Genomic DNA, 13,324 nt, shown 5'->3' with positions numbered 1-13,324 from the left:
AAGTGGGTGAATGTCAAACGGCGTTGCACCGCAACGCTGATCGGTTTGATCACGCTGTTGGCGGGGGCTAGTAATGCACAGGCGCGGGATTTAGAGCCGCACTATGTATACAAAATGCCGACGTGTGCTGGTGATCCTAATACTTGCGCCTCTGTCATGGATCCGTATTACGAATCTCCAGAAGCTGCGTATGCTGCTCTTGTCAATGATGTGAATGCGCATCAGAATTCATCTGACACAACTACGCTATTGGATTTATACCCAGCACCAAACACAGATTATTACAACGGAAGGCCAACATCATACTGGTGGCACTACGTACATAGCAGCGATGGCGTGCTTCGGAACACTGGCGCTGTTGGCATGATTCCTGAATGCGGTGGTGTTGCGAAGGATATGACTCAAATATCAGGTCATTACTACCGGGTATCCTGCCGCAAACCTGACGAAGCTCAACAGCCCGACTGTGACCTCTGCAATACCAAACATCCTGCGCCTGCAGTCGGCAAACCAATCCTCCCCTCCACCGGTGTCGAACAACAAATCGAAACCGATTATCTAGGCGGCGATGCCAATGACTTACGCTTGACCCGCACCTATCGCAGTGATCGCAAAGGTTGGGCAAACAATTACCAGATTTTTGGCATCGACTATACAGTTGCACCTCCTGCAGGTACTTCACCTGCAAATGCATGCGTTCGCGCCATCGGACAAATCACCGGGAGATCTTATTGTTTTCCCTACATAACTACCGGCCAAGCCAACGATTTCTCCGTACAACGCGGGAATGGACGTATGCTGAATTTCGGCAGCTCCACCGATCTGAGTCCCAACGCCGACATCAATGACCGCGTCGCCAAGCTAACGGACAATACCGGGACTGTCATCGGCTACAGTGTCTATAACGCCGCCAACGACTCAACTGAGCGTTACGACACCACCGGTCGCCTGCAAACGATCACCGCGCGGGATGGACAAATCCAAAGCCTGACCTATTCCGATACCACCACACCGCCTGCCATTGCTCCGACAACCGGTTTGCTGATTCGTGTCACCGACAATTTTGACAGGCAGTTAAATTTTAGCTATGACGGTCAAAGCCGTATGGTCCAGATGACCGATCCGACGGGCGGTGTCACCACCTATGCGTATGACGAAGCGAGTTCCGTTGTCCTGTCAGGTAAGTCAGTGGTCGGCAATTTGACTTCCGTGATCTACTCCGACGGCAAGAAGCGCCAGTACTGGTACAACGAGCAGGACAAGACCGCAGGTGCCAATTTGCCGTATGCCTTGACCGGCATCATCGATGAGAATGGCAACCGTTTTGCCACAATCAAGTATGACAGTAGCGGCAGAGCGATTTCAACGGAGCTGGCTGCGGGTGCGCAGCAATACGGCGTGTCCTATTCCTGGCCGGGCGGTCCAAGTACTGTCACCGATCCGCTCGGCACTACCCGCACTTACAATTTCCAGATAGCGCTCGGTGTCGTCAAAAGTACCGGTTATAGTCAACCGGCAGGAATCGGTAGCAGTGCGGCGTCGACGGTGATGGCGTATGACGCTAACAACAATGTGTCCAGCAGCACGGATTTCAACGGCATCGTCACAACCTATAGCTACGACCTGACCCGTAACCTGGAAACCAGCCGAGTGGAAGGCTCAGGCACAGCGCAAGCCAGAACGATCACGACCGCCTGGCACGCGACCTATCGTCTGCCGTTGACGATTGCCGAGCCTAAGCTGTTGACGATCTATACCTACGATGCTTCCGGTAATCTGCTGAGCAAGACGGTGCAAGCCACCAGCGATGCGACAGGCGCCCAAGGTTTGTCGCCAACGTTGGTCGGTACAGCCCGTACCTGGAGCTATACCTACAACAGCGTCGGTCAAGTATTGACTGCCACCGGTCCCAGAACTGACGTGGTCGATACCACCACCTATACCTACGACACCTCTGGCAACCTGAGCACAATCACGAATGCCGTCGGTCAAGTCACGATGCTGTCGAACCACGATGCCAACGGCCGGGTAGGGCTGATCACCGACGCCAATGGCGCCACGACGGCACTGACCTACAGCCCACGCGGCTGGCTGACCGGCAAGACGGTAACGTCTGGCGGTACAGTGGAAACCACCATATACAGCTACGACGGCGTCGGCCAGTTGACCCTGGTTACGCTGCCGGATACGTCGACGGTCAGCTACTCCTACGATCCCGCCCATCGTCTGACCAACATCGCAGACAGCCTGGGCAACAGCATCGCTTATACCCTGGACAACATGGGTAACCGGATCAACGAACAAGTCAAAGATCCAAGCGGCGCCTTGGCGCGCCAAACCAGTCGTGTGGTAGATGGTTTAAATCGATTAAAACAAGTGACGGGAGCGGTGCAGTGAGCGGACATTTCATAGCTAAACAATCGAGTGTTGTCGCCCTAGTTTTTAACCCCACTATGAATCACATATGCCGCCGCGCTATTACTATCGGCAGGGTCTTGTTTGTTTGGCTAAGCTGCGGCGTGCCTCAAGTATTCGCACAAACGCCGCCAGCCTGTCCTGCTGGAGACACAAGCGGTCGTGCTTGGTACAGTCCGGCAGCGTCTGGTCCCTATGGATCATCAGCTGATATTTGTAATTTTTTGGTAGCGACTTATGTTGCTCCACCGGGCTCGAACGTTCTGAACGCGAGAAGTACAGGTTATGATGCAAGCACGCTGCAATGTTATTACACAGCTACGTATGGACCGGATAATGAACCGGTGAACCGAGAAAGTTTTACTGTTTATTCCACCTCTTGTGTTCCTCCTATTCCAGCTGACTCTTCCTGTAAACCAGAAACCGGTAATCCAAACAGTTGCCTCTACGATCCAAGCAAGGCTCCTGCGCAGAAAAATCTAGGGGATCCGGGATCCTGCAAAGAGCGTCGCAATAAAGAGAGCGGCAATCCGATCAATCAGAGCACGGGTAATAAACGTCAGTTGGAGCCGGATTACCTCGGTGTTGGCAGCGTTGATTTAGGGTTGCAACGCACTTATAACGCTAGCGGCGTGCGCAATGGCCGCTACGGCGCCCGTTGGAGCAGCAACTATGAGCGGATGATCCTGCTCAACGCCGCCTATCCGAACAATGCCGGCGTCGCCCGTGGCGACGGTAAAGAGTTGACCTTCGTATTGAATGGTGGCAGCTACCAGCCAGACGGCGACGTCACCGACAAGCTGACGCGTCAAATCGACAGCACAGGCAACACAACCGGGTGGCAATACCTGGTCACAGCCGATCAATCGCTGGAAATTTATGATGCGGGAGGCAAGCTGCTCAGCATCACCAGTCGCGAGGGCTTGATTCAAACGTTGAATTATTCGGATGCCAGCACTGCGACCACGATCGCGCCGCAGGCTGGGCTGCTGATCCGGGTAACCGATTCATTTGGCCATCAACTCAATTTTGTCTACGACAGCAGCAGCCGTGTTACCCAGATGACCGGCCCGACAGGCGGCATCACGGCATACGGCTACGACAATCTGAATCGTCTAAGTACCGTGACCTACCCGGACGGCAAGACCCGTACCTATGTCTATAACGAATCCGTCTACACGGGTGGCGCAGATCTGCCGACAGCGCTGACCGGAATCATCGATGAGAACGGCAGTCGCTTTGCGACCTTTAATTACGACAGTACAGGCAAAGCAATTTCGACGGAGCACGCTGGTGGTGTCGAGAAATATAGCGTTGCGTACACTCAACCCAATACCCAAAGCACGGTGACCGATCCATTGGGTAGTGTGCGGACGTACACGTTCCAGACGATCCTGAACACCATCCGCAATACCGGTGTATCGCAGCCCGGTGGTGCGGGTTGCAGCGCTGCAGCCAGTAATCTGGTTTACGACGCCAACGGCAACGTCGCCACCAGCACCGATTTCAATGGCACCATCACCACATACAGTTACGATCTGACACGCAACCTGGAAACCAGCCGGGTGGAAGGTTCAGGCACAGCGCAGTCCAGAACGATCACGACCACCTGGCACGCGACCTATCGTTTGCCGTTGTCTATCGCCGAGCCGAAGCTGCTGACGACCTATGTCTACGATACCTCCGACAATCTGCTGAGCAAGACGGTGCAAGCCACCAGCGATGTGACCGGGGCCCAAGGCTTGTCGCCGACATTGGTAGGTACCGCCCGCACCTGGAGCTACACCTACAACGGCGTCGGTCAGGTTTTGACAGTAACCGGTCCGAGAACCGATGTAACGGACAAGACCACCCATACCTACGACAACTCGGGCAACCTGAGCACGATCACCAACGCCATCGGCCAGGTCAGAACCCTATCGAACTACGATGCCAACGGCCGGGTAGGGCTGATCACCGACACCAATGGCTCCACGACGGCATTGACCTACAGTCCACGCGGCTGGCTGACCGGCAAAACGGTGACATCTGGCGGTACGGTGGAAACCACCACCTATGGTTACGACGGCGTCGGCCAGTTGACCCTAGTCACGCTGCCGGATACCTCGACGATCAGCTACACCTACGATCCCGCCCACCGTTTGACCAATATCGCCGACAGCCTCGGCAACAGCATCGCCTATACCCTGGACAACATGGGCAACCGGATCAATGAGCAGGTCAAAGATCCAAGCGGCGCCTTGGCGCGTCAGACCAGTCGTGTGGTGGATACCTTAAATCGATTGCAACAAATCACGGGAGCAGTGCAATGAGTGACTGTCTAAGCGGCGCTCAAGGTGGCGCTACCATGCTGGGATATTTATTGCGGAAAAGTAAGAGTGAATGACAAGTTATGTTTTGCGGGGATGAATGTTGCCGATCATTATCGTCCAAAAAGGCCGTTTGCCCGCACGGCCTTGATATTATCGTGGTTTGTCGTCGTTATAATGTTTTTTCTCGTCTGCACCGGTGCGTGTGCGGGAACTAGTCCAGTAAAAAGATGGCAGCCAGGGGAATCCTCAACGGGCAAAGATGTTGGATCGAATCCTGCGGCAATGTGTATTGCGGCCGGAATCCAGCAAACCAATACGTTCCAGCAGGCAGGAGGGCCTTTTTATGATTGTCGTCCAATTACTTGGAGTTATGTCGGTTGTTTGAACGCGGTCAAGACAAGTATATCCACTGGACGGGAGAGTTATAGTTGCACTCAATACCTCAATGTATCCTGGGCGGCAAGCAGTACCCCCCCAGACTGCCGCTCGGCATACTCAGGTTTTGGCTTTCAGACTAGCTGTGGCCTCGGGGCTTACTACTTTTGCCCCCCAGGCTACCCCCAAAGCGGCAACCAATGCGGGGTCACCAACCCCGCAGTCCCAAACGCCGACAAAAACAAAGGCAATTGCCCCACCTGCGAAGGCAATCCCATCAACCCCTTGGTTGGCAACAAGCATCAAACAGAGCAAGACTACAATGGCGAAGGTCCATTCCCCTTAGTATTGCAAAGGGTCTACAACAGCTTCGGCGCAGCTCCCGGATCACCTTCAATCGCATTGATGTCAGGCTGTTCCGGTGCCGATTGCACAGAGTGGACGGAATTTTTCCCAAATGCAGCCGGTAACATCACCCCCAGCCTCGCAGGCAGCTATGCCAACATCCTAATCGACTTCGGTTGGCGCCTGAGTTATGACCGGGCGCTAGTCGCACTAAGCAGCGCAGCCAACATCGTCACCCTCTATCGCCCCGACAGCAAAACCCGCACCTTCACCCTCATCAACACCATCTGGGTGCCGGATGCAGGCGAACTCAACACCAAGCTCACCCAGCAAATCGACACCAGCGGCAACACGCTGGGCTGGATCTACGTCAACGAAAACGATGAAACCGAAAAGTACGACCCCAACGGCAAATTACTCTCGATCACCAACCGCGGCGGACTCGTCCAGACCCTGCAATACGACTCCAACACAGCCCTCCTAACCAGCGTCACCGACGCGTATGGTCGCAAACTCGTCTTCAGCTACAACCCGGCCGGTCGGTTATCGGGTGCCACCGACCCCAACAACGGCAGCTATACCTACAGCTACACTACGGACGGCAACAACAACCTCTCCACGGTGATGTATCCGGACGCCCACACTCGCCAATACCTCTACGAAAACACAACGTTCACGCACGCCCTAACTGGCATCATCGACGAAAACAGTAACCGCTACGCTACGTGGACCTATGACGCCAATGGCAATGCGACCAGCAGCCAGCACGCTGGCGGCGTTGAAGCCGTGACGCTCAGCTACCCCTCAGTCACCACTAGCATCGCCACCGACGCCGGCGGCGCCTCGCGCACCTACAGCACGCTAGTCATCAACGGCATCGCCAAAGCCGGCACCGTACAAGAAACCTGCACCGGCAGCACCAACTGCCCACGCGCGCGCGCCATGACTTACGACACCAACGGCAATCCCCAAACCAGCACGGACTACAGTGGCAACGTCACTCATTACACCTACGACCTCACCCGCGACCTGGAAACGCAACGAATCGAAGCCTACGGCACAGCCCAGGCACGCGCCATCAGTACCCAATGGCATCCTACTTACCGTTTGCCACTGCAAATTGCCGAGCCGCTACATCTGACCACCTACCAATACGACGCCAACGGCAACCTTCTCAAAAAAATCGTCCAGCCCACCAGCGATGCGACCGGCGGCCAAGGTTTGTCGCCGACATTGGTGGGGGCTGCGCGTACCTGGAGCTACACCTACAACAACGTCGGCCAGGTGTTGACTGCCACCGGTCCCAGAACCGATGTTGCGGACAAGACCACCCATACCTACGACAACTCGGGCAACCTGAGCACGATCACCAACGCCATCGGCCAGGTCAGAACCCTATCGAACTACGATGCCAACGGCCGGGTAGGGCTGATCACCGACACCAATGGCGCCACGACGGCATTGACCTACAGTCCACGCGGCTGGCTGACCGGCAAGACGGTGACGTCCGGCGGTACGGTGGAAACCACCATATACGGCTACGACGGCGTCGGCCAATTGACCCTGGTCACGCTGCCAGATACATCGACGGTCCGCTACACCTACGATCCGGCCCATCGTCTGACCAATATCGCCGACAGCCTAGGCAACAGTATCGTTTATACCCTGGACAACATGGGCAACCGGATCAACGAACAAGTCAAAGACCCAAGCGGCGCCTTGGCGCGTCAAACCAGTCGTGTGGTGGATGCCTTAAATCGATTACAACAAATCACGGGAGCAGTGCAATGAATGGGCGTTTAATGGGGAAACAACCGGGTATCAAGACCCTGGTCAGCGCTGTACTGTTCACGCTGGCCTATAGCCCGCTACTGGGCAGCGTAAATGGCACGACAGCGTCAGCGCAGGCGGTCCAGAACACGACCACGAGTTATGAATACGATGCGATGGGCAATCGGACCAAGATCACCGATCCCCTGGGTAATATCACTACCCAAAGCTACGACAGCCTGGGACGCCTGATCCAGCAGGTACAACCGGTCCCGGCCGCAGGTGGCACCAGTCCCGTCGTCCAGTTCAGTTATGACGGCCAGGACCAGCTGAGTACGGTCACCGATCCGAGAAATCTGGTGACCAGCTATACCGTGGATGGCCTGGGTAACCAAAATGCGCTATCCAGTCCGGATACCGGCAGTACGAGTAAAACGTATGACGCCGCCGGTAACCTGAAGACCCGGACCGACGCCAGGGGTAAAACCACGACGTATAGCTACGACGCCTTGAATCGCCTGACACAGACCAGCTATGCCAGCGGCACCGCCACACAGTTCGAATACGATGGTGGGTCAACCGGTGCACCGAACGCCAAGGGCCATTTGACCCGGATGATCGACGGTTCCGGACAAACGGCTTATGCCTATGACGGTTTCGGTCGCTTGCTCACCAAGGTGCAAACACTGAGCAGTACAGGTGCTAGCAGCACGATCAGTTACACCTATGGCAGCAGCGGCAGCACGACGGGTAAATTGACCAGCGTCACCTACCCAAGTGGCAATCGGATCAACTACAGTTACGATGGGGCAGGGAGAATCAACAGCCTGACCTTGAACCCGACCAATGCCACTGGTGGCGGCACCAACACCGGCAGCACCATCCCGTTATTGACGGGTATCGGCTATCAAGCCTTTGGTCCGGTGAATGCCTGGACCTGGGGCAATAGCAGCAGTACCAGCACAAACACCTATGCCAGGGGGATAGACCTGGATGGAAGAGTAACCAGTTACCCGTTGGGCAATGCCTTGAGCAACGGTACCAACCGGACGATCAGCTACGATGCTGCCAGCCGCATTACAGCGAGTAGCCACAGCGGAACGGGCACCGGCGGCAATGCGCCGGCCAACTTCGACCAAAGCTACGGTTACGACAACCTGGATCGTCTCAACACTGTCACGGGTAGTAGCAGTACCAGCAACCAGAGTTTCCAGTACGACCAGAATGGCAATCGCATTCAAGCGACGTTTGGCAGCGGCAGCTACACCAATACGGTTGCAGCGAATAGCAATCAGCTGACGGCGACGACTGGTCCGACACCGGCGAAGAGCAACACCTACGATGCAGCGGGCCATCTGACCAGTGACGGCACCATCAGTTATACCTATAGCGATCGTGGACGGATGGTCAGTGCAACGAACGCAGGAAATACAGTCACCTACACCCATAATGGCATTGAGCAGAGGGTGCAAAAGCAAGGGCCGGCAAGTATCGTCGCCACGGGCAGCAACAGCTATGTCTATGACGAGCAAGGCCATCTAATTGGCGAGTACGATGCCAATCAACAGGTAATCGAAGAGACGGTCTATCTGGGTGACTTACCTGTATCAGTGCTGAAGCAAACAGTGACAGGGACAGGAACAAACCAGGTCACAACAACCAATGTTTATTATGTCTATGCGGATCACATCAACACGCCACGGGTGATCACGCAGGCGACGGACAACCAGATGGTGTGGCGCTGGGATAATGCTGATCCGTTTGGACTGCAACCGCCGGACGAGAGCCCGAGCAGCCTGGGCATTTTTACCTACAACCAGCGTTTCCCAGGGCAGTTGTACGACAAAGAAAGCAACAATTTCTACAATATCAATCGAGATTATGATCCGCAGTTAGGACGATATGTGCAGTCTGATCCAATCGGGCTGGACGGGGGGATTAATACTTTCAGCTATGTCGGAGGAAATCCAGTAGCCTATGTCGACCCTAATGGTTTGGCGCGCATCATTGAACCAGAATTCCAATCTTTTGGCGATGGAATAAAATGGAAAAGAAAATATAAAGATTTATTTGATGCAAATAATAATGTGCGGGAAAACATAAAGAAACATTGTCCAAATTTGCTATCCGAGTTCGATAATTGGAGCGTTTATCCAGACCCTAATATTGATAATGTGAGTAAACGCGCTAGAGGCACTTATGCAACAACAAACTACAAAAATCGCAGTACGCAATTTAATTTTGGATTTTTTAATCCCGAATCTGGTGATCCCTATCAATCAAATATCTTTGCTCACGAATTTAGACATACGATGAAACAAAATAACGATCTTTTTAGCCCGGGAGATGCGTTTCGTGATCCGGATAAAGTGCTAGGCGAAATTGATGCCAATAAATGGGCTGAAAATTTTTGGAAGGGTAAATGTGGTTGCGAATGAAAAAAAATATTATTTTATTTCTGACGATACTTTTAGAAATTGCCTCTATGACTCCAGCTTTTTCTCAAACTTACGATTACGTGGACTTATTTAGCAAGCGCCATACGATTACCATCCAACAGGCACCTGCATTTTTTGCAGGTGGAGATCGAGCGATAGACGCAGAATTTTGCGCCCCAGACGATCAGTTCGTTTGTGTGATAAGCACAGAATTCAATTTTGCCGTTCCAATTGCGAAAAAGGTTAATGTGTCTAAATGGGAATATAGAGGTTCTTCATATGAGATGACAAGTCAAGAGACATCTCGAGTATTAGGAAAATCCTTTAAAGTCTGGGTTATTGAGAGTATGCAGGGTGCTAAAAAATTCCGTTATTCATACTCTGTGAAACATGGGTTAATTGCGTTCTCAATTGATATGAACGGAGAGAGTCACACATTTCTATCTCAAAATATTTTGGGATTTGGCCATCAAGGGAATAAAGGCCGTAGCCAGCAATAGGTAAGATGGAATCTTTATTGTGCCAGATGTGCCGTATGACATATTCACTTCAAGTCAAAAATTGATAATGATTTTCGCAAGTCTATATACGGTGCACTGGCCTTCTTCTGGCTGGATGCCCAGGCACAGGTAGGCAATTTGGCGGAACAAGTTCTGGCCGACCTTCAGATTTGGTTGAAGAACGAGTGGCGTTTCAGAGCGATAGCTTTCCGGGGCGAACGACCGCTCGGCCGCCGTGGATAAGCAGCTTAGGCAAATAAGTGTCGCCGCGTTTGCTAATGCCGAGTAATCGGTCTTTGCCGCCAGAGGAATGCTGTCGTGGAACAAGGCCAAGCCACGCTGCAAACTGTCGCCCGTTGTGAAATATTTTTACCTCACCAATGGTGGCAATTAATGCCGTGGCCGTCAGTGGTCCGACTCCTAGAATCTGCTCGAGTCGCCGACTTTCTTCGTTTGTCAGATGTCAGCGCCGAATCGCATTCTCGATCTCTTGCGCAAGGCGATCAAGATGGCGGAAATTCTCCAGCAAAGTTTGGAATAACTGAATAAGAAATCCCGGCAATGCATTGTGCGCGTCAGTCAGCATTGACGGCGGCATCTTCTCAAGATGGACAATCCCCTGCGGCAGAACCATGCCATATTTGGTGAGCAAGCCGTGGATCTGGTTCGCTTGCCCTTAGTCGGATACGTTCCCGACTCACGTTTACCTTTGATTGCAATTTGAACCCGCCAATCACCAGCACATTTTACGATTGATGCCATATTTTCCATTCTCCAAAAAACGGCGGCAATTACACCATCAAATTGGGGAGCTATGTAAATTCTAGGGAATCGCTATCAGTAATTAATGGTTTTTGGTGGTAATTTGCGATTTTTGACTTGAATGCAAAAACGCCACAGAACCATGTATTTACTTGGTTTGCGGCGCTTTAGGCTGTTTTGTTGCAATGTGTCGTGGTGCCCGAGGCCGGAATCGAACCGGCACACCGTTTCCGGCGAGAGATTTTAAGTCTCTTGTGTCTACCGATTTCACCACTCGGGCAATTCTGCCGTTTCGAAGAAACGGGCAAAACATGTATCGACAGCAATTGCCTGCGATACGGGACAGGGCCGCATTCTAACAGGTTCTAATGGCCAAGGCCATCCTCCCATGCGCGCTTATCCGCTTGCAGCTGCGGGTGGAACCGGAGAGCAATGTTGTTAGATCGGTCAGCTTGCGAAACGCAATTCGGAAGTGGCTACCGCCTTGATTTCCGGCCCGAAGCTGTCGAGGTTGGGCAGCGTCGCGTTTTCATGCGCGCGAATCTGCTGTCCGGTCGCATGCGGCTGGTCGTGGGTGGTGTGGGCATCTGACACCAGCGTCACGGGATAGCCCAGGGCGGCGGCGCGGCGGGTGGTGGTGTCGATGCAGAATTGCGAAGCGTAGCCGCAGATCACGAGATGTTCGGTGTGCCATGAAGCAAGCAGTGCTTCGAGTTCGGTGCGGAGAAAAGAGTCAGGCGTCGTCTTGCGCACTTTTACATCACTGTCCTTTACCTGCAGTCCAGGCTGGAGTTGCCAGCCTGCGGAGCTGTATTCGAGATCGCTGGCTTCATGCTGGATGAAGATTACCGGAACGCCGGCAGCGCGGGCCCTGGCGGTCAAGGTGTTGATGCGTTCCACGACCGCGTCGGCTTCGAACGGGCGGGGTGTTTCATCAAACAGGGCTTGCTGGACATCGATGACGAGGAGAGCGGATTTCATGGTTTCCTGTGGGAGCTTGAGCCGGGAATCCCTAAGGAATTCCCGCGGTTAACGCACTACCTCGAGAGCCGGGCGAGGTAGTTGCCGGTATCGGTTTCAGGTTTCCGGAAGATTCGGGACGACTGCAGTCGCGCCGAAATTGTTGGGTTCCTTTGGTTCCTGGGCCAGGAAATAGATAATGATGATCCAGCCGATGACGGGGATGATCGCGATCAGCTGCCACCAGCCGCTGCGGTTCGTATCGTGCAAGCGCCGTGCTGCAGCTGCAATCGACGGCAGCAGCGTGGCGACGGAAAAGAGCAGGCTGAGTTTGTGGCTGACTGCGTCGGTTGCGAACGAGGCCAGGACGATAAAAAGCGCGAACCACCAATATTCGGAGCGCGCAGCCCTGCCGTTGAAGTCGGCGTATTTGGCAAAACAGACTTTGATCGATTCCGTAAACGTCATTTCTATCCCCTGTAGTTTGTAAGCACGGGCGCCCGCCTCCGGCGGTGTTTATACCCATGGGTTTCAGTAAAATTACCAGAGAGTAATAATAACAAAAGCCGTAGCCGTCACGGCAAAATGTTGATGTATCGGAAATCTACCTAAGTCTTGGCGCCGGAACTGCCGCTAGCCCGTGCGGACGGACAAAATTCCCTCTGTTCTTATTGCTTTGATGTCGTCTCCATTGCATTTCATTGTCACAATAAAAATGTATCTATAAAGAAACAGTTTCTTTGGATAAATAAAAATGGATTGATGTTGCATCAGACAAGCGCATAATAAATTGCCGTACAGAAATAAAAATAGATTGAGGCTGAGGATACGCAACTGAATATGTGAATGCAGCAGGCCGATATGCCGATCGCTGATCGGATTGAAGTTGAAGCACATATGGGGGAGGCGTCATGGGCAAAGCATTGTCTCGTCGGGTATCCTTGTTCATTGTTTTTATTGCAATCTCGGTAGCTATTACGGGTTGCGGAGGTGGCGGAGGCGGCAGCGGTAATCCGAATCCCGTTACTCCCCCGGTTCCAAGCACTCCGCCGGCTCCGGCTGTTCCCCCGGTTTCAACCTTGCCGCCTCCTGTCGACAACAGCGGCAATGCGATAACGCCAGCCATGCTGAACGTACTCGACCCCAGCAACGCCAAGGCCGCCCACGCACAAGGCATGACCGGCGTCGGCGTCACGGTCGGCGTGGTCGATACCGATTTCGATGTCAGCGATCCCCAATTGGCCGGCCGCATCAGCAAGACCGTCTACAGCAGCGGCGGCGCCAACGGCAACATGCATGGCGCCGAAGTGGCGCAGGCCTTGGCCGGCAGCACCCTGGGGATCGCCCCCGGCGTATTCGTGCAGGCCGCAGCCGCCGGCACCACCGGCAACAGCCTGCTGCTCAACAGCCAGATCTACCAGGACCTGTTCGCCAAGGGCGTGCGCAT

The 13,324-nt window shown here is 53.7% G+C and carries 9 protein-coding genes, 1 tRNA gene and 1 pseudogene; 6 read left to right on the top strand and 5 right to left on the bottom strand.

Annotated elements, in window-relative coordinates; genetic code table 11:
* The first annotated feature begins 6 nt into the window (after positions 1-6).
* The 5 genes from AC07RZ_RS23240 (at position 7) to AC07RZ_RS23220 (ending at position 10,155) form a co-directional block, all read left to right on the top strand.
* Positions 7-2,397 (top strand): hypothetical protein, encoded by a 2,391-nt coding sequence (locus AC07RZ_RS23240; RefSeq protein WP_494669756.1) that lies wholly within the window; start codon positions 7-9, stop codon positions 2,395-2,397.
* A 362-nt stretch (positions 2,398-2,759) separates the two neighbouring features.
* Positions 2,760-4,727: a DUF6531 domain-containing protein gene (locus tag AC07RZ_RS23235; protein WP_494669755.1), complete on the top strand. Its 1,968-nt coding sequence runs from the start codon at positions 2,760-2,762 to the stop codon at positions 4,725-4,727.
* Positions 4,728-4,820: 93 nt separating this feature from the next.
* On the top strand, positions 4,821-7,238 hold the full coding sequence (locus AC07RZ_RS23230; RefSeq protein WP_494669771.1) for a DUF6531 domain-containing protein: 2,418 nt from the start codon (positions 4,821-4,823) through the stop codon (positions 7,236-7,238).
* Positions 7,235-9,655: an RHS repeat-associated core domain-containing protein gene (locus AC07RZ_RS23225; RefSeq protein WP_494669754.1), complete on the top strand. Its 2,421-nt coding sequence runs from the start codon at positions 7,235-7,237 to the stop codon at positions 9,653-9,655. Before AC07RZ_RS23230 ends, AC07RZ_RS23225 begins: the two co-directional genes overlap by 4 nt.
* A complete protein-coding gene (locus tag AC07RZ_RS23220) occupies positions 9,652-10,155 on the top strand; it encodes a hypothetical protein (protein ID WP_494669753.1) in 504 nt (167 codons plus the stop codon). Before AC07RZ_RS23225 ends, AC07RZ_RS23220 begins: the two co-directional genes overlap by 4 nt.
* 214 nt (positions 10,156-10,369) lie before the next feature.
* Here the strand turns inward: AC07RZ_RS23220 and AC07RZ_RS23215 are convergent.
* From AC07RZ_RS23215 to AC07RZ_RS23195, 5 genes and pseudogenes are all read right to left on the bottom strand, one after another.
* Positions 10,370-10,582: pseudogene (locus tag AC07RZ_RS23215) on the bottom strand (transposase); the annotation flags it as partial.
* Positions 10,583-10,618: 36 nt separating this feature from the next.
* The gene (locus tag AC07RZ_RS23210; protein ID WP_494669752.1) at positions 10,619-10,807 is read right to left on the bottom strand and encodes a hypothetical protein; all 189 of its coding nucleotides are present in this window, start codon (positions 10,805-10,807) and stop codon (positions 10,619-10,621) included.
* A gap of 303 nt (positions 10,808-11,110) precedes the next feature.
* Positions 11,111-11,197: transfer RNA gene (locus tag AC07RZ_RS23205), tRNA-Leu, on the bottom strand.
* 167 nt (positions 11,198-11,364) lie between these two features.
* Positions 11,365-11,898 carry a cysteine hydrolase family protein gene (locus tag AC07RZ_RS23200; RefSeq protein WP_494669751.1) on the bottom strand — a complete coding sequence of 178 codons (534 nt, stop codon included), beginning with the start codon at positions 11,896-11,898 and terminating at the stop codon, positions 11,365-11,367.
* 96 nt (positions 11,899-11,994) lie between these two features.
* Positions 11,995-12,345 (bottom strand): DUF805 domain-containing protein, encoded by a 351-nt coding sequence (locus AC07RZ_RS23195; RefSeq protein ID WP_092401510.1) that lies wholly within the window; start codon positions 12,343-12,345, stop codon positions 11,995-11,997.
* 611 nt (positions 12,346-12,956) lie between these two features.
* On the opposite strand from AC07RZ_RS23195, the gene AC07RZ_RS23190 reads away from it, so the two are divergent.
* Positions 12,957-13,324, top strand: a 368-nt coding sequence (locus tag AC07RZ_RS23190) for a S8 family serine peptidase (protein WP_494669750.1), incomplete at its 3' end; no start/stop codon positions are given.

This window comes from Collimonas sp. GW821-FHT07E08, assembly GCF_059418905.1.
Note: the sequence above shows the minus strand (reverse complement) of the source record. Positions and strands in the feature narration are given on the sequence as shown.